This is a genomic window from Streptomyces sp. NPDC024698 (assembly GCF_055559015.1).
This window is the reverse complement of sequence record NZ_JBVHLK010000024.1, coordinates 62,457-81,440: the sequence shown is the minus strand read 5'-3', so window position 1 is coordinate 81,440 and position 18,984 is coordinate 62,457. Positions and strand designations below refer to the sequence as shown.

Annotated in this window: 8 protein-coding genes; 5 read left to right on the top strand and 3 right to left on the bottom strand. The window is 66.3% G+C overall.

Features of this window, described 5'->3' with window-relative positions:
- Positions 1-123 precede the first annotated feature (123 nt).
- The 3 genes from ACZ4AA_RS33330 to recD2 form a co-directional block, all read right to left on the bottom strand.
- Positions 124-327, bottom strand: coding sequence for a hypothetical protein (locus tag ACZ4AA_RS33330; RefSeq protein WP_467611041.1), 204 nt, complete (start codon positions 325-327; stop codon positions 124-126).
- Positions 328-607: 280 nt separating this feature from the next.
- Complete coding sequence (locus tag ACZ4AA_RS33325) at positions 608-1,156, bottom strand: hypothetical protein (protein WP_467611039.1); 549 nt, start codon at positions 1,154-1,156, stop codon at positions 608-610.
- 707 nt (positions 1,157-1,863) lie between these two features.
- Positions 1,864-4,182 (bottom strand): SF1B family DNA helicase RecD2, encoded by a 2,319-nt coding sequence (recD2, locus tag ACZ4AA_RS33320; protein ID WP_467611037.1) that lies wholly within the window; start codon positions 4,180-4,182, stop codon positions 1,864-1,866.
- A 921-nt stretch (positions 4,183-5,103) separates the two neighbouring features.
- Here recD2 and drmD point away from each other — a divergent pair.
- The 5 genes from drmD to drmC all read left to right on the top strand — a co-directional run bounded on the left by drmD (position 5,104) and on the right by drmC (position 18,831).
- Positions 5,104-8,391, top strand: a complete 3,288-nt coding sequence (drmD, locus tag ACZ4AA_RS33315) for a DISARM system SNF2-like helicase DrmD (protein ID WP_467611035.1) — start codon at positions 5,104-5,106, stop codon at positions 8,389-8,391.
- The gene (locus ACZ4AA_RS33310) at positions 8,391-12,506 is read left to right on the top strand and encodes an Eco57I restriction-modification methylase domain-containing protein (RefSeq protein WP_467611033.1); all 4,116 of its coding nucleotides are present in this window, start codon (positions 8,391-8,393) and stop codon (positions 12,504-12,506) included. Before drmD ends, ACZ4AA_RS33310 begins: the two co-directional genes overlap by 1 nt.
- Before the next feature lie 87 nt (positions 12,507-12,593).
- Positions 12,594-16,121, top strand: a complete 3,528-nt coding sequence (drmA, locus tag ACZ4AA_RS33305; protein WP_467611031.1) for a DISARM system helicase DrmA — start codon at positions 12,594-12,596, stop codon at positions 16,119-16,121.
- Positions 16,118-17,989, top strand: a complete 1,872-nt coding sequence (drmB, locus tag ACZ4AA_RS33300) for a DrmB family protein (RefSeq protein ID WP_467611029.1) — start codon at positions 16,118-16,120, stop codon at positions 17,987-17,989. The genes drmA and drmB overlap by 4 nt, the downstream gene beginning before the upstream one ends.
- Complete coding sequence (drmC, locus tag ACZ4AA_RS33295) at positions 17,986-18,831, top strand: DISARM system phospholipase D-like protein DrmC (RefSeq protein ID WP_467611027.1); 846 nt, start codon at positions 17,986-17,988, stop codon at positions 18,829-18,831. Before drmB ends, drmC begins: the two co-directional genes overlap by 4 nt.
- The last annotated feature ends 153 nt before the right edge of the window (positions 18,832-18,984 follow it).

The following is an 18,984-nucleotide window of genomic DNA, read 5'->3' as shown; positions in this document are numbered from 1 at the left end:
CACCTGCCCCGACCAGACATCTGACCACACCGCCCCCCCCGTGCCCCGGGGGGAACAACCCCCGAACCGGCGGTGCGCCCCACATTCCAGGGGGCCCCCAACCGCCCTTTTCTGTGCGTAGGGTCAGGCCGCGTCGATGCATTGCCGGATGAGATCACCGGCCCGCGCGAGATCCTCATGCGAACCAATCCGCACCTCGACGCCGTCACGAATGCCGAGGCACCCCAGCCCGCGGATATCGCGCGAGAAGCCGTCGTGCAGCTCCACTGTGTCCGGGTCAAGCTTGAGGTTGACCACGAGTACCCGGTTGCGCGTCTGGAAGCGCACGGTAGCGACGTTCTTGACCCGTTAGTACGCAATGTGGTGGATCTGGGTCTCCCTCTGTACGCCACCGTGTGACAGAAGCACCCCGTACAGGTCCTTCAGGTTCTGCGGCGCCTCGTCGAGCTACCTGAACCGACTTCGGAACGGGCGAACCGGAGGCCCGAGGCGCACCTGACGTCTTCCCCCCGCCCTGAAGAGGTGGCGCCGGCAACCGAGGCGACGAGCTGTAGCGTGAGCACGTCGTCGAACACTCGGTAGGCCACCAGGTCGATCCGACGGGCGATCATCTCGATGGCCACGGTGTCGTAGTGCGTGAACGCCCCAGCGATGCAGATGATTCGGGGACTACTCCAGTCGACCTCGCCGGCCGCCCTGGCGCCGAGCTGCGCCTGACCAGACTCTCGAACTCGTGGTGATCGCCATGGAACCACGACAGGTACGAGAGCGCTTGGCTGATGACGTTCTGGTCACGTGGGCTCTTGTACTTGACGATGACCGGGGTCCCGCTCTCATCCAGACCGAGGGAGTCGATCCGGCCGCGATGCCGACCGGTGCGGTACTCAGTCGCCAGGAAGCGGATCCCGAGCATCGCCTCTATGTTGGCCTCGATCAGCGTCTGCAACTCGCGCTCCACGCCCATCGAGGTTCCGGGTATCTCGGTGGCTTGCCCGCCCCTCACCCTGAAGACCTTCGAGTTACGTGCGATCGGGGCTGCGGTGACGAAGATCGAGACGAGAGGCGCTTGAGGCAGCCATGCCGAGCGGTTGTAGCCGCCACTAGCCAGCTCAGTAACGGTCCTCGGTTTGGTGGCGGAGTTCTTCGGCCAGTTCACTCACTCGGGACGATGATGACGGGCAACTCGTTCTCCGAGTACCTCGCGGACCTGCGCAGCGAAACGCCCGTCCGGAGGAAGCGCCCCCAATTACGTATGCCCTCGTGACCCCGGACGGCTCCCTGGAATTCCGCACAGAGAGCCCGGAGAAGATGCGAGAGAAGGTGGGAGAGGCGGGTATGGGTCTGGTGGACCGCATCGTCCTCAACGAGCCTCGCACTGTGCACGCCTACCTCGGAGAAATGGTGCTGGCAGCACGGGAGAACGCCAACCCGGTAGCCAGCGAGATGCTCCGGATGCTGGGGTGCTACGACGGGCCGTTCTTCGGCTCAATCTCCTTTTCGCCGTTGCAGCGCGTGCGCACGAGCCGCGCAGCCCGGACGAGGAGCAGCAGGAGATCCTGTGCGCCGCGCACCAGGTGGCTCAGGTGCGCGCAGCTGCAGCATCCTGTTGACCGGATGGCTTGTGTCGATTCACAGTGGAGGCAGACGTTCCGTGAGCGATCGGCCTTGTATGCCGAGCAACGCGTGACCCGGCGCCTTCGGGTCATGTCGGCAACCGTGCAGTGGCCGCACTGCGGCAGCAGCGCACGTGCTCCGGACCCGGCATTGTGGGACTCCGGCATTCAGCGAGCCCCGGCCTTCGTCCCTCACCTATCTCCGGTGGGGGACGAAGTCGCGGAGGATCGCGTCCAGGGCCGGGCGTCTTCAGCCCCAGCTGAGTTGCCCGGTAGGCGCCTGACCGCGTGGCGTGGGCGCGGCGGACGTCGCGTGGGTGATGCGGTGGGTCAGGGCCGTGTTGCGGCGCTGGGTGCGGTTGTTGGCGACGGCTCGTTCGACGGCCTCGCTCTGGCCGATGAGCATGACGCCTTGGCGGGCGCGGGTGACGGCGGTGTAGAGCAGATTGCGCTGGAGCAGCATCATCCCGGCCGCGTTGATCATGGGGACGATGACGTACGGGTACTCGCTGCCCTGGGAGCGGTGGACGGTCAGGGCGTAGGCGTGGACCAGCTCATCGAGGTCGGTGAAGGGATAGGTGGCGGTCTCACCGTCGGTGAAGGTGACGGTGAGTTGGTGGGCTTCGGAGTCGACGGCGGTGATGGTGCCAGCGCTGCCGTTGAAGACGCCCGCCTCGCCTCGGTGAGGGTTGTTGCGGATCTGCTGGACGCGGTCGCCGAGCCGGAAGGCCGTCCCGCCGTGGTAGTGCTGGGGCTTGTCCGGCGCGGGTGGGTTGAGCCGCTGCTGGAGACGCAGGTTGAGGTCGGTCATGCCGGCGACGTTCTTCTTGCCTGGGCACAGGACCTGTACGTCCTCCGGGCAAGCCTTGAAGTGCTTGGGCAGGAGCTCGCACACCAGGTTCACTACGCGCTGGGCGATGTCCTCGGCGACCGGCACGGGCCGGTTCCAGAACGCCTTAGGGTCGTCGTGCGGGAGTTCGCCGTGCAGGATGCGGTGAGCATTCGTCACGATCGCGGCGCTGTCGTCGCGCTGGCGGAAGACCTTGGTGAGCCGGGTGCGCGGGATGTCCTCGACATCGAGCAGGTCCCGCAGGACGCGGCCGGGGCCGACGCTCGGCAGCTGGTCGACGTCGCCGACCAGCAGCAGGTGGCAGCCGTCGCGGACGGCGGCGAACAGCTTGCGGGCCAGGGCGAGGTCGAGCATGGACGCCTCGTCGACGATCACTACGTCCGCGGTCTCCAGCACGCTGGCGTGGTCGAAGAGGGAGTCGCCGTCGGGCGGGCGGATCAGGCGGTGCACTGTCATTGCAGGCTGTCCGCAGGTCTCCTCCAGCCGTTTGGCGGCCTTTCCGGTCGGTGCGGCGAGCGCGACGCTGGCGCCGGCTTCGTCGGCGACCTCGACCAGGGTCCGCAGGGTGTGGGTCTTGCCGCAGCCCGGACCACCCGTCAGGACGGACACGGGCCGGGTCAGCGTGGTGTGGATCGCCTGGTGCTGTTCGTCGGTCAGCCCTGCCGTCTCTGCCGTGGTGAGTGTGGTCAACCGCTCTTTCCACGGGGCGAGTTCGGCGAGTGCGGGCGAGGAGCCGAGTAGGCGTCGTGTGTGCCAGGCGAGCTGGGTCTCGTCGCGGTGCCAGCGCGTGAGCTGGGCGATTTCGGTGTCCGCCGTCGTGTCGGTGCCGTCCATCACGGGCAGTGGCAGCGTCTCGGTGACCAGCTCGCCCTGCCCGCGCAGCATCTCCATAGCGTGGCGCAGGACCGCGTCATCGATGATTTCGGCGGTGGCCGGGTCGTCGTCGGACAGCAGGTGGCGGGTGCGGGTGATCAGTACGTGTACGGGCAGGTGGCAGTGGCCCTGGCCGCCGGCCTGGTCGAGTTCGTGGAGCAGTGCGGCTTGGAGACGTTCGTCGCTGTGCTTGGGTACGCCCACGGCGAGCGCGATCTTGTCGGCGTTGTGGAACCCGACGCCATGTACGTCGCGGCACAGCCGGTAAGGGGTGTGGCGCACGACGTCGATGGGATCGTCGTCGGTGTCGGCGTAGGCGGTGTAGATCTTCACCGCGAGACCCGGGGTGATTCTCAGGGTTTGCAGGAACAGCATGATCTCGGCGATGGCCTTCTGTTCCTGCCAAGCTGCTGTGATCCGGCCGAGCCGGATCGTGCCGATGTTGTGCACGTTCAGCAGCAGCTGCGGCTCGGTGTCGATGACCTTCAGCGTCTGTGCGCCGAACGTGTCCACGATCGCGGAGGCGAGGACCGGGCCGATGCCGCGGATCATGCCGGAGGCGAGATAGAGGCGAATCGCCCGTTCGTCCGCGGGCATGGTCCGTTCGCACTGCCCGACCGTGAACTGTCTGCCGTGACGAGGGTGCTGGGTCCACGTGCCGTGCAGGCGCAGGCTCTCACCCGGCTGCACGCCGAAGAGTGCCTTGCCGAGTGCGGTGATGGTCTCCTCGTCGCCAGTCGTGGTGGTGAGCCGGAGCACCGTGCGCTCGTCGTAGCTGATGTGCAGCAGGTGATCGACAACGCCCTCGACCACATCGTGGGTCTCCAGGGACACTTGATGTGCCACGTGCTCTGTCTCCAAAGATGCGTACAGCGTCGGATCAGGCCGGTTTGGGATACAGCAAGGTCAGCATGAACCTCAAGGCGGCGACCTGTCGCACGACTGAAGGATTCTGCTCACCGGAACGAGGGACAAGACGGTTCAGGAAGCCCGAGACTGCGTAATGCAGACGGCTCTTCGTAGGCGCCGGATGAGACCGGCAGTGGTACGGAGTCGGGCGGTGGGAAATCTGTAGGTCTCGCCGTCGTACGTCCTCGGTGGTGCGCGCTACAGCCGGGGTCGTGGCTGAGGGATGGGACGAGGACGGGCTGCGGGCCGTGCGCGGCGCGCTCCACGCCCAGGACGGGGCGGCGCTGTTTGCCGCGTTGTACCGTGGCCCCGTGCGTGAGGTGTTGCAGCTGGTCGGCGACGGGGTGGCTGAGGCTACAGCGCGAGGACTGCCAGGAGCCGCGGAGATGGGGGCCTTGTTTCTCCGTGAACTCCAGGAGCGCGGCTTCCGGGGCGATGCGGCGCTGGCGGATCGGCTGCGCAAGGTCACGGGAGACGCGGCGATCCCTCCTCGACGCCCCATATCGGTGGATAATGAGGGTGACCTGGCTGAGGCCGGGGACAGCTCGACCTGTCCACCGGGGAGTGCTGGCCGACGTTCACTGACGAGCTGGAGCCCGGGCTCCAGCCGAGGCGCGCGACCCGAGCCATGGCTGCAGGTGCCGGCTCTGGGTTCCCGGGCCGGATACCGGGACATGGAGTTATTCAGCGACGGGCTCGGCGCCGCCGCCCTCGTCGACCGGCTGCGGATCGCCATCGGCGAGCAGGGCGCCTTCTGCCAGGGTGGGATGCAACTGGTGACATGGATCTCGGGCAGGACTCGGGCTCGTGCCAGGATGCACGGAACGACAGGCGATCCGGGAGTGGAAGTTGACGCGGGTGGGCATCGAAGAGGTCGACGAGGCGGACCAATTCGTCCAGGACAAGACGGTACCGACCGTCGGCCAGTTGGTTACGGTACGTAACCGTAATTGGGTAGCCACTGCGGTGGAGCGTTCCTCGATCGCGGTCGAGGAGCCTGGAAGGCCAATGCTTGCTGAGGTGCAGCACCTGGTCTCCCTCGTTTCGGTGGATGGCGACTCCGGTGACGAGGAGTTGCGCGTCCTGTGGGAGCTTGAGCCCGGCGCTACCACCCGTGAGCAGCACGCCCTGCCCTCTCCTGTGAGTGGGTTCGATGACCCGGCGAAGTTGGACGCCTTCCTCGATGCGGTGCGCTGGGGCTCGGTGGCCACGGCGGACAAGACACTGCTGCAGGCCCCGTTCCGCTCGGGTGTGAAGCCGGAGGACTACCAGCTCGACCCAGTGGTGCGGGCGCTGCAGATGCCGCGTACGAACCTGCTGATCGCGGACGACGTCGGTCTCGGTAAGACCATCGAGGCGGGCTTGGTGATGCAGGAATTGATGTTGCGGCACCGGGCGCGGACGATGCTGATCGTGTGCCCGGCTTCGCTCACCCTGCAGTGGCGCGATGAGATGCGCGACAAATTCGGCCTGGGTTTCAAGATCGTGGATGCGGAGCTCCTGAAGGAGCTGCGCAGGTCTCGCGGGCCGTACGAGAACCCGTGGAAGCACTATCCGCGTTTGATCGTCTCGATTGACTGGCTCAAGCGGGAGCGGCCCATGGCGCTGTTGCGTTCGATCCTGCCGCCGGCGCCCCAGTATCCGCGCGCTTTCGATCTCCTCGTCGTCGACGAGGTGCACACCTGTGCACCTTCGGGGTCCGGGAAGTACGCGGTCGACTCACAGCGCACTGACGCGATCAAGACGTTGGCCCCGCACACCGAGCACCGGCTCTTCCTGTCGGCGACGCCGCACAACGGCTACCTGGAATCGTTCACCGCCCTGCTGGCCTTGTTGGACGGACACCGCTTCGCCCGCACCCTGGAGCCTTCGGAAGAGGCCAAGGCGCAGGTGATGGTGCGGCGACTGAAGCGGGATCTGCCGCCGAGGTGGGACGGTAGCCCGCGCTTCCCAGAACGCGATCTGGATCATCCCCTAGAGGTCGTCTACGACGCCGCCACCCAGGACGCCTACGCGAAACTCGACCAGTACGCGCAGTCCCGCCGCGAGACGATCTCTGGCCAGCTGACGCTGAAGGGTGCCGCGCCGAGCCGGGCTGCCGACTTTGTCGTCACACTGCTCAAGCGCCGCTTCCTGTCCAGCCCGAAGGCTTTCGCTAATACGGTGGATACCCATCTGAAGACGATGCTCGCCCGGGAGCGGCACAACGAGGCCGAGCGGGATTACGACCGCGGTGCGTACACGGTGGCGGAGAAGGTCCTCGCCAAGATGATCGGGCAGTTGGACGAGACGGCTGAGGACGACGCCGCCTTCGCGGAGACAGCACAGGAGGCCCTTGCCACAGCTCGTCGGTTCGCCCCGCCGCTTACCCCGGCCGAGCAGAAGCTGCTGGAGGACCTGCGGGACTGGGGGGACCGCAACTCGGAGAAGGCCGACGGCAAGTTCACCTCCTTCCTTGGCTGGTTGCGCGGCATCGTGCAGCGAAACGGAACCGATGGGGCGACCGGCAGCTGGGACGGCAAGCGGGTCATCGTGTTCACCGAATACCGCGACACCCAGCGCTGGCTGCACGAACGGCTCATCGGCGCCGGTGTGCCGAACGAGGCGATTGCCCAGCTCTACGGCGGTCAGGACCGCGATGAACGCGAGCGCGTCAAGAACGTCTTCCAGGACGACCCCGATGTCGACCCGATGCGTATCCTGCTCGCCACCGACTCTGCGAGCGAGGGCATCAACCTGCAGAACCACTGCAACCGGGTCCTGCACTGGGAAATCCCGTGGAACCCCAACCGCCTTGAGCAGCGCAATGGTCGAGTGGACAGGCACGGACAGACCGCGGCGAAGGTCGAGATCGTCCACTTCGTGCCCCAGGGCTGGGACCGGCAGCGCGAGGAGGACAGCGGGTTCACCGAGGGCACCTTGGAGGACGCGATGGCCTTCCTCGGCGTCGCGGTGCGCAAAGTCGAGCAGATCCGCACCGACCTCGGCAGCGCCGGAGAAGTGATCGCCAGCCAGGTTGAGCAAAAAATGCTCGGTAAGCGTTCCAGTTGGCAGAGCACGGACAGGGAGATCCAAAGCCTTGCCGGCAAGGCCGTGCTGAAGATCGAACGGAATCTTGCGCATGATCTCCAGCAGGCCCAGGAACAGCTCACCCGGACTCGCACGGAGCTGAACCTGAACCCGGACACGATCGAGCGCGTCGTACGCACCGCGCTCCGCCTGGCCCACAAGAAGGATCTGATCGAGACTCCGTCACCCAAGGGCGTCAACGCACGCTGCTTCAAGCTTCCGGAACTGAAGGAGGGCTGGGCGCAGGCACGCAACGACGGTCTGCGGCACCCGGTCAGCGGCAAGGAACGTCCCGTCACCTTCGACCAGGACTACGCCGGACGCACCGACGTCGTGCTGCTGCACCTGAACCACCGCCTGGTCGACTTGTGCCTGCGTCTGCTGCGCGCCGAACTGTGGTCCCAGGGCGAGCACGGCGCGCATCTGACCCGCGTCACCGCCCGGATCGTCCCCGGCGATCTGCTGCGCACCCCGGCAGTGATCGCACATGGCCGCGTCGTACTCACGGGGAACCGCGGAGTGCGACTGCACGAGCAGATCGCCCTGGCCGGAGGATCGATCGAACACGGCAAACTGGCCGTGGAGAAGAGTCCGGAAGCCCTGGAACAGTGGCTCGCCGCCGCGTCGCAGGACGCGCCACCGCCCGAATTCCTTGACCGACTCACCGCGCTGTGGGGCGCACTGGAGATCCCGCTCGGCAAGGCGCTGCAGACCGAGTCCAACAAGATCGCGCGCAAGCAGCGCAAAGTTCTGGACAAGCGCTGCGAAGACGACGTCAAGGCGATGGAGTCGGTACTGACCGAACTGGAACGCAACATCCGGGATTCCCTGAACTCCAACCCGATCTGGCATCAGGACTCCCTGCTGGCACCCGATCCTGAACGCGAACAGCTCAAGAAGGACCACACGGAACTGGAAGCACGCCTCGCCGCCGTTCCTGAACAGCTCGTGTCCGAGGCAGCGGCCCTGCGCCACCGGTACGCAGACCCGGTCGCCCGGCGCTTCCCTGTGGCGGTCACCTTCCTCGTCCCCGCCTCCCTCACCGTAACCGCTCCCTCACACCAGGCAGGTCACTGATGCCGACGCGCACCCGCCTCCCGAAAACGGAGCAGCAGACCCCGATCGAGCAGCACGCCGAGTGGCTCAACCTCCTGCGCCCAGACGGGCCGTTCCTCACCGCGAAGATCCTCACGGAAGCGTTTTCCGGGGGCCTTGACGTTGTCGACACTCCACTGCGCGCGCGCCTGCGGCAGGCGTGGGTCGAACTCCAAGCCGAACCGACGACGCTGTGCAGCGCATGGCAGCACCTGGTCCTGGAAGAACTGCTCGGCTACCGGAGTCAGGCGCTGCGCCAAGGCTCGATGCTTCCCCGCGAACTGACCGACTACCCTGGCGCGGCCCCCGACGCACTGCTGATGGGTCCGCCCGACCCGACCACCGGCCTGCCCGGCGCGGCCGAACGCGCCCTGATCTACCGCCGTCCCTGGGGCGAACCCCTCACCCGCGCAATGAAAGGCCTCCCGTCGCTGGCCGAGCAGGCTGCCGAACTGTGCCGGCGCCGTGCGGTCCCCCTTGCGCTGCTCACCAACGGCACCCTGTGGGTCCTCGTCCACGCCCGTCCCAAAGCGCCGACCTCGGTGGCGGTCTTCGACGCCGACATCTGGTTCGAAGAACCGCTGCTCCTGCGCGCCTTCACCTCCCTGCTCGGTGTCCGCTGCGCCGCGATCGCGCCCAAGGACCGCGAGGGCAAGGACACCGACTCCCTCGCCGCCCTGTTCACACGCACAGCCGACGACACCACCGCCGTCACTAAGACCCTCGGCAAGCAGGTCCGCGCAGCCGTCGAACTCCTCGTCGCGGAACTCTCCCGCCTCGACCGCGAGGCCGACGGCACCGTGCTGGAAGGCGTCGCCCCGCGTACCGTCTACCGCGCCGCTCTGACCGTCATGATGCGCATCGTCTTCCTCCTCTACGCAGAGGAACAGAACCTGCTCCCGGCCGATGACGAGCTGTACGCCGACTCGTACTCAGTCACGAGGCTCTACGACCGCCTCGACCAGGACGATGCCGACATTGCTGACCGCTGGAAGGCTGCCTGGCCAACGCTCCTCGCCACCTTCCGAGCCGTCCACGGCGGGGCTCGGCACCCGGACATGTGGATCCCTGCATACGGTGGATCGCTGTTCGACCCGAAGCGGTTTGCCTGGCTGGAGCGCTTGAAGGTCACCGACCGCGTCGTCTTCGCCATGCTCGACGCGCTGATCAAGCTCAAGCGCACCACACCGGCAGGCAAGGTCACCTCGACGGAGCGCCTGTCCTACAAGGGCCTCGACGTCGAACAGATCGGCCATGTCTACGAGGGTTTGCTCGAACACTCCGCCATTCGGCTCGACGAGACACGCCTCGGGCTCAAAGGTAAGGCCGGTGCTGACGCCAAGCTCGCTGACCTTGAAGCATGGCACGCTGCCGATCGCTTGCAAGCTGAAGCAGCCAAGCTCGTCGGCTTGACTGCAAAGCAATTCGCCTCCGCACTGGCAACTGTCCCAACCGGAGAGGAGATCGGGAAGCTCGACGCCGCATGCGACAACGACTCCGAACTCGCCGCCCGCGTCCTGCCGTTCTTTGGACTGCTGCGGCCCGACCTGCGCGGTGAGCCGATTGTCCACCCCGCTGGGACGGTCATCGTCACCCAGGTCGGCGATCGGCGCGACTCCGGCACTCACTACACACCGCGCGCCCTCGCCGAAGAGATTGTCCTGCACACCCTCGACCCGCTGTGCTTCTCACCTGGCTCCCCGGACGGTATTCCGCGACCCGCCGATGGAATCCAGCCGCCCGAATGGCGAGTGCGTCCGGCCTCGGAACTCCTGGCCCTCAAGATCCTGGACCCCGCGATGGGCTCCGGCGCGTTCCTGGTCTCGGCTTGCCGGTACCTGGCGGAGCGGGTCGTTGAGGCATGGGACCGCGATGGGCTGCCGGACGCAGTCAGCGCTCGTCTCGGCGAGCATCGCGAGGACCGCGACGCGACACTCCTCGAAGCCCGTCGCATGGTCGCCGACCGTTGTCTATACGGTGTCGACATCGATGAGATGGCGGTGGAACTCGCCAAACTCTCGCTGTGGTTGGTCACCCTGGCGAAGGGTCGTCCGTTCAACTTCGTCGACCATGCGTTGCGCTGCGGCGACTCCCTCATCGGCTGCCTGACTGCGGACCAGATCGAAGCCTTCCACCTCACCCCGAGTGAAGGCCATCGCCTCAACGCCCGTCTTAGCGGCGAAATCGACAAGATCACTGGCCCGCTGCTCGCCCAGGCTGCGGAACTGCGTCGTGACATCGAGCAGCACGAGGTCATGGACATCCGAGACGCTCAGGCGAAGGCTGCGAAGCTCGCTAAGGCCGAAGCACTGACGGAACAGCTCCGCCTCGCTGCGGACGCTGTGGTCGCGGCGAAACTATCCACCGCGATCACTAAGTCCGAGGACGCGTACGGCAACCGGCTCGCTTCCATCGCCGATCTCGTCGAGAAGGCGCTGCTGGGAGACCAGGCCGCAGCGGCCGAGGCCCGCGCCATCGTCGATGGCTGGCTCCTCGGCCCCAGCGGTGGACCGCGCACGTCCCCACTACGTCCGCTGCACTGGCCACTCGAATTCCCCGAGATCGTTGCCGACCTCACGCGAGGTGATCACCGTTTCGACGCCGTAGTGGGAAACCCGCCGTTTTCGGCTGCAATGGATATTCGTGGCCGGATCGGTATCGATTGCTTGAGTTATATTGGGCAGGTGATCGCAAATGGTTTGACGGCGGGCGGGAGGGCGGACCTATGCGCCTATTTTCTTCTAAGGAACTCTCAACTTGCAACTAAGCGACGCGTGGCGATCATTGCGAGTAATACTATTGCCCAAGGGGATTCTCGAGAGGTTGGAATCGCACGAGCAATGGCGAATGGTTGGGAGATTTTCCGCGCGACTAAATCTCGACCGTGGGTTGGCGGAGCAAGTGTTTTCGTCTCGTTGATTTGGTTGAGAAATGATGATCTCGGAGATCAGGTAATCCTCGAAGGTGTCGGCGTATCAAAGGTCGACTCGACTCTGACTCGACCATCCCGAGTGGTTGGCGAGCCCCATGAACTCAAGATGTTTTCTGGGCAGTATTCGCAGGGGTGCATTCTGGTTGGTGCAGGGTTCGTGCTCGAAGCGGCCGAGGGGGAAGCCCTGATTGCCGCTGACCGGCGAAATCGTGATGTGATTCGCCCATTCTTGATCAATGACGACGTGAATAATGATCCACAATCACTGGCTGGTCGCTGGGCTATTGATTTCTTCGATATGTCGCTCGAAGAGGCAGAGCGATATCCTGGCCCGCTCACTATTGTTGCCCGTGACGTCAAGCCTTGGCGGCAGGAACTCAAGAGTAACGGTGAGTATGTTCGCCGCAAGCCGCTTCCGCAACGCTGGTGGCAATACGGTGACAAGCGAAAGGCGATGCGCGACGCTATCGCTGACCATGAACGGGTCCTGGTCATTGGAACGCCTAGCAAATTCGGGTTGCCTGCAATCATTCCGAATGGTCACGTGTTCAATAACACCCTGTTTGCTTTCTATACGCCTGACGTGGCTGCCATGCTTGCACTCCTGACCAGCACTTGGCACTTTAACTGGTGGACCGTCAAGGGCGAGTCGACGATGAAATCAGACCCTCGCTACACTCCCTCCGACGGCTTCGACACGTTTCCGCAGCCAGATCTCACCCCGCGTATTCGTACCGCCGGTGATGACCTGGACGTCTACCGTCGTCATGTCCAGCTATCGCGGACACCGCAGCTGGGCATGACCGACCTCTACAACGAGGTTCACAGCCCGGCGAACCTCGACTCCGATATTCAGCGTCTGCGTGAGATTCATGTAGAGATCGATGAGGCGGTCGCTGAGTCCTACCTTGCCCATCCGCTCGCGGCACGGTTCGGCTGGATGCCGCTCGTCCTGAACCATGGCTTCCATAAGACCGTCCACGGCCTGCGTTGGACCGTGGACCCGGATGTCCAGATCGAGATGAACGACCGTCTCCTCGAACTCAACCATGCCCTCTATGAAGACGAGGTCCGCCGTGGCCTCCACAACAAGAGGAGCTCCGCCAAGCCCAGGAAGGCCGTCGCTCCGAAAGCGACCGACGACCCCGGCGATGTGCTCTGGTAGGGGTTGTCAGCCCCCGGAGGCCACCTGCAATCCGTATTGGCCGCGATCTGCCTGCGCTGTCAGTGCCTCGTCCTATCGTTGTGCCCCATGAGCGATAAGTTGCCGTCCGCGACGTCGAACAGCCCGGTCCTGACCGCCCCGTCCCCAGGTGAGGTACGTGACGAGCTGGCCGAGCTCGTAGTGCTGGACCTGCTCGGACCGGTGGGCGGCGACCTGGAGGAGGTCGCTGACTCCCCGACGGACTGGTACGTGCTAGGGCGGCTTGCACCGAACGGCACCACGATCGTGCCGGAGGAGCTGGATGCCTCGCTCGGCGACAGCGAGCTGCCGGGGGCGGACGAAGGCTCGCCGGACGCGGACGCGCCGAACGTGCCGAGCCTGGCTCCGTCGTCGATCGGTTTCACCGCGCGAGTGCGCGGAGACGCCGACCGTCTGGAGGTGACCGGGCGATGGGCGCGCTATGTCCGCTCGCATTCGACGGATCCGAGCATCGAGAAGCTGATCTGGCGGCGCGTGCCCCACGGCGACTGCGTTCCGGTCAAGCTGGTCGAGGGCTTGGTGGAGGCGCTGGTGCTCGATACCGAGGACGAGAAGGTGGTGCTGCGCGGGCGGGTGAGGCGTTTCCATGACGACTGGCTGGTCACGCTGTTCCTGGTCAACGCGACCGAGACTGACTCCAACTCCGCGCTGCACTGGGTGTTCCAGGCTGAGCTGTCGGCGGCCGGCGCGGACGGCGCGGCGGTATTCCTGCCCCGGCATGAGCCCGGATCCGGCGGCGATGCCGTTGATCAGGGCGAGCAGCGGCGATTGGCGATGGCCTATCGGTTCAGCCCAGAGTTCGCGGTGGGGCACGGGACCGGGGTGGGCGCGACGGCCAGTGGCGGCGACCCGATGAGAGCTGTCGCGGTTCGGACGAAGGCCGCGCCGGAGTACGACATCGCGCAGACCGACGCGCCGTCGTTCGACAGCGATCCGGACCTGCCGGAGCTGGTGGACCTGTTGGTCGACATGAAGGAACTCGGCGAGTGCGAGCCGCAACGACTGCGGGCGGGGCTGGTGCCACTGGTGGCTGGCTATCGGACGTGGATCGAGCGGGCCGAGGCGCGGATCGGGCAGGACGGCCAGTATCTCGACGAGTACTCGGATCAGGCCAGGGAGGCGCTGACCGAGGCGAAGCGGGCGGCTGACCGGATCGAGGCGGGGATCGAGCTGGTGCTCGGTGACCCGGACGCCCTTGCCGCGTTCCGCTTCGCGAACAGCGCGATGCACTTGCAGCGTGTCCATACACGGGTTGCCGCCGCCCGACGTCGTGACGGATCCCGTGACCCCGACGCGGTGTTCCGCGACGAGGACAAGCCGGTCAACCGCTCCTGGCGTCCGTTTCAGCTCGCGTTCCTGTTGCTGAACCTTCCCGCGCTGACCGATCCGGCGCACCCGGAGCGCGCCACGGGAGCCGATGCGATGGCGGACCTGCTGTGGTTCCCCACCGGTGGCGGCAAGACCGAGGCGTACCTCGGCCTGACCGCCTACACCCTCGCCATCCGCAGGCTGCGGCCGGACCTCGGCGGTCTCGACGCGGGCCACGGGGTCGCGGTCCTGATGCGCTACACCCTGCGGCTGCTGACGATCCAGCAGTTCCAACGTGCCACCGCGCTGATCTGCGCGTGCGAGGTCCTGCGCCGCAGGGACGAGGAACGGTGGGGTGAGGAACCGTTTCGGATCGGCCTGTGGGTCGGGGGGAAGGTGTCCCCGAACACGACCGACAAGGCCATGGACTGGGTCAAGGACGTCCGGCGGGCGAGCGGGAAGCCCCATCAGAACTCCGGCACCCCCTATCAGCTCACCAGCTGCCCATGGTGCGGAACGAAGATCGAGAAGGGCCGGGACGTCGATGTCGACAAGACCCTTCGCCGCACCTTCCTGCGTTGCCCTGAGCTGTTCGGTTGCCCCTTCGGCGGCGGCGACCCGAACGGGGAGGGCCTGCCGGTCGTCGTCGTCGACGAAGAGATCTATCGGCTGCTGCCGAGCCTGGTGATCGCGACCGTCGACAAGTTCGCGCAGCTCACCTGGAACGGGCGCACACAGGCTCTGTTCGGACGTGCGTCGCGGCACTGCTCCCGACACGGTTATGTCACCGCACAGATCGCCGAGGAAGACTGGGAAGCCACCAGCCATCTCGCGGAAGGACGCTATCGCGCCGCGACGCTCACCGCGGCCAGGCCGGTGCGTCCCCCAGACCTGATCGTGCAGGACGAACTCCACCTGATCTCCGGTCCGCTCGGCTCGCTGACCGGTCTGTACGAGGCCGCCGTGGACCGTCTTGCCACCTGGGAGTACGCGCCGGGCAAGACGGCGCGGCCGAAGGTGATCGCCTCGACGGCCACCGTGCGGCGCGCCGAGCGGCAGATTCATGCCCTGTTCGACCGGCGCACTGAGGTCTTCCCACCGCAAGGCCTGGAGATCGCTGACAGCTTCTTCGCCAGGCAGCGGTCTACTAACTCGCATCCCGGCCGCCGCTATATCGGGATCTGCGCCCAGGGGGTGCGCACGAAGTCCACGATGATCCGGGTGTACGTCGCGGTGCTCGCGGCAGCACAGACCGTGCACAAGAAGTACGGGCACAACCCGGTGACCGATCCTTATATGACTCTCGTTGGCTACTTCAACAGCCTGCGTGATCTGGGCGGCATGCGTCTATCCGTCGAGGACGATGTCTCCACCCGACTGGAGCGGATCAACGAACGCGGCCTGTCACGGCGCTACGACCTGCGGCTTGAGGAACTCACCTCGCGCCTAACTTCGGAGAAGATCCCGGACATCCTCCAGCAACTGGAGTACACCTTCCCCCGGGCGAACAAACTGACGCCGATCGACGTGCTTCTGGCCACCAACATGATTGCCGTCGGGGTCGACGTCTCCCGACTCGGCGTCATGGTCGTTGCCAACCAGCCCAAATCCACCGCCGAGTACATCCAGGCCACCAGTCGTGTTGGCCGCGCCGCACCCGGCCTCGTTTTCACTGTGTTCAACTGGGCCCGTCCGCGCGACCTGTCCCACTACGAGACCTTCGAACACTTCCACGCCACCGTGTACCGACATGTCGAAGCGCTCTCGGTGACCCCGTTCGCGGAACGGGCCATAGACCGCGGCCTGACCGGGGTACTGGTGGCGCTGGCCCGTAACCTGGAGGCCGGCGACAACGGCAACCTTGGCGCGCAGACCTTCGATACACACAGCAGCAAGGCCGACCATATCGTCCGCTACCTGGAACGCCGCGCGGGCGAGGTCGCCACCGACCGGGCCGTCGCGTCCCGGGTACGCGAGGAGCTGGACAGCATCCTGGATCTGTGGGCGCGCGAACAGCGCCGCCCCGCCGCCCGACTCGCCTTCGACGCCAAGGGCAAGGCCGACGATATCGTCGGCCTGCTCCACAGCCCGGATTCGGGCCCGTGGAAGCGCACGACCTGTCCGACTTCGCTGCGCGAAGTCGAGCCGGGCATCCGGCTGGTGCTGCGGACCGCTCCGGGTAACGCCGACGACCACGAGCAGCACCCATTCCTCCCGCGCCCGAACCCGGACGCCGACGGCGCCGGACACGAAGGGGACCTCTCATGACCATCACCGCAGACGGTGCACGCTCGGCGACCGACCTGCGGGTTGGGGAGCTGAGGCCCAGCCAACTGCTGCACACCTACGGCGTCGGCGCGGTCGCAGACCTCCCGAACCTCTCGGTGATGATCCTCGGGCTCGACGAGTGGGAGCTGGAGAAGGCCGCGATCGTGCCGGAGGAACGGCTCCTGGCCGCGGTGCGCAGCAAGCTCGGCGCCCAGGTGCAGAACCTGCGGATGCCGCCGTACACGCCGGAGGACCCGAACGATTTTACCGGTGCATGGTCCCGGATCGGCGTGCCGGTCGCGGTGTTCCCGGGCTGGCTACGTTGCACTGACAACCGGTGCAACCGGCTCGCCCCGGCCGACTCCGGACTCTTTCACCTGCTGCCCAACAGCGTCGCACCCGACCAGACCCGCTTCGTCCACTCCTGCCGTGAGACAGGCCGCAAACGGCCGACCGCGGTGCCGGCCAGGTTCGTCTCCGCCTGCCCGGCCGGACATGTGGACGACTTCCCGTGGATGTACTTCGTTCACCGCGGGGCACCGTATGGGACGGACCACACCCTGAAGCTCGTCGAGCGCGGCACCACCGGCGAGGCGGCGAACATCTTCGTCGAATGCTCCTGCGAGGTGAAAGCCCGGTCCATGGCCGAGGCAATCGGTACCCGCAGCGAGCAGGTACTCCCGGCCTGCCGGGGCCGGCACCCGCACCTGGGAACCTTCGAACCCTGCACCGAACAGACCCGGACCATGGCGCTGGGCGCGACTAACGGCTGGTTCGCCATGCAGCTGCGGGTTTTCTCCATCCCGCACGCCGACAATCCGGTGGACAGCGCCGTGGCCGAACACTGGGCCGGACTGCGGGTGGTGGCGCAGCTGCCCCGCGAAACCGCGCGCCTGGTCCTGCCCACTCAGGTGATGTGGCCAGAACTTGAACGCTTCGGCGCAGACGAGGTGTTGGACGCTATCACCCGGCGTCAGGGCGAGAACCAGTCCAGCGCCGCCGAAGACACCGACGCCCTGGACATCGCCGGACCGGAATGGCTCGCCTTCATCGGCAGCCCGCAGAACCACCCCGACTTCAGCGTCAGCAACGAGCCCGTCCCGGCCGCACACCGCAGCTGGCTCGGCCAGGTGCGTCTGGTCAAGCGCCTGCGCGAAGTATCCGCACTGTACGGATTCAGCCGGATCGACGCTCCCGAATGGGGCTCCGCGACCAGCGGAGGCGAGGCCCTGGAGGAGAACCGTGCGCCCCTGTCCAGCTCCCCGCCGATCTGGCTGCCATGCGCAGAAACCCGCGGCGAGGGGATCTTCCTGCGCTTCGACGAGAAGCGAGTCGCCGCCTGGGAACAGGACCCGAACGTCATCCGACGCACCAGAACCCTGATGAAGGCACACGAGAAATGGTGTGCCCAGCGCCGCACCGACGCGGAGTGGCCAGGCATTCGCTATGTGCTGCTACACACCTTCTCCCACGTCCTGATCCGAGAGTTCGCCCTTGAGTGCGGGTACGGCGCCTCCGGAATCGGTGAACGGATCTACGCGCGCTCCGGCGCGGATCCGATGGCCGGGATCCTGCTGTACACCGCAGCCCCTGACAGCGAGGGCACCCTCGGCGGGTTGGTCAGCCTCGGCGGACAGCACCGACTCGGTACGTTGATCGACCAAGCGCTCGAAGCCGCGCGGCTGTGCGGCTCGGATCCCCTGTGCGCCGACCACGACCCGGTTGCCCACGGCCGCCTGCACGGTGCCGCCTGCCACGCCTGCCTGTTCGCCGCGGAAACGTCCTGCGAACGGGGCAACCACTTCCTGGATCGCGAGTTGCTCGTAGAAACATTCAGCGGCCGACCAGGTGGGTTCTTCACGGCATGACCGGCCACAACGCCCCCGAGACCGCGCCCAGCCTGCCCGAAGTACTTTCCGGACTCGTCGCCACTCTCCCCGCGACGCACCTCGCTGCCTGGATCAGCATCCTGCGCACGGTGCCTGCCCCCGACAGACGCACGGAATCCCTCCTCATCGCCGCGCACCCAGGCGTCGGGCTCGGACCGCGCGCCGGCCTGCTGCTGTCCGCATGGCGATCCACCGATCCCCAACCGCCAGGATCCGCTCTGGCCCTGGCCCTCGAAGCCGCGGGCAATCGATACGAGCAGGACCTCGTCACCCATCACGTCCAAATCGCCGTCTCAGGACCGGTGAGCGACGCGGTGTCGGTCAGGCTCACCGCATCCGTCGCAATCCAGGTGATCCGGGCTGCCAGCGCCACGCTCCTGATCACCAGCTACGCCGCGTTCGGCATCCAGGAGATCGTCAGTGAGATCAGAGCAGCGGCAGACCGCGGCGTTACCGTGGATCTGGTCCTGGAGACCGCCCGCGCTTCCGGCGGAAGGCTGCACGGAGACGGCGACGGGCGCACCGCCTTCCACGAACTGCGCTTCCACCCTGAGGTGCACCTGTGGCAGTGGGCGAACGATGAGCGGCACGGTCCCGGCGGCCGACGCGGCAGCATGCACGCCAAGGTCATTGCCGCCGACCGGAACACCGCTCTGCTGGGCAGCGCCAACCTCACCGACAACGCATACAGCGACAACCTGGAGATAGGCGCTGTCATCCGCGACCCCAGCGCCGTCGCCAGTCTCGTCGATCACTTCATCAACCTGATGCACTCAGCGGACGGCCCCTTGGTTCGACTGCCCTGGCAACCAGTCTCATAAGGCGATGTGCACGACGACCGCCGCCACACCCTGTGGGTGGCCGATGTGATCGAACGGACAATCTACTGTTGTGGGGATGTTGTCGATCAGCTCGTGCAGGGCCAGGGCGGACTCGCCGCATCCGACAACGCGAGGAGTCCGCGCATACGGCGA

What these genes read in the sequence shown, in the direction of transcription:
- drmA (WP_467611031.1), top strand. Translation starts at nt 12,594, where the DNA reads ATGAGCGATAAGTTGCCGTCCGCGACGTCGAACAGCCCGGTCCTGACC.
- drmC (WP_467611027.1), top strand. Translation starts at nt 17,986, where the DNA reads ATGACCGGCCACAACGCCCCCGAGACCGCGCCCAGCCTGCCCGAAGTA.
- drmB (WP_467611029.1), top strand. Translation starts at nt 16,118, where the DNA reads ATGACCATCACCGCAGACGGTGCACGCTCGGCGACCGACCTGCGGGTT.
- ACZ4AA_RS33310 (WP_467611033.1), top strand. Translation starts at nt 8,391, where the DNA reads ATGCCGACGCGCACCCGCCTCCCGAAAACGGAGCAGCAGACCCCGATC.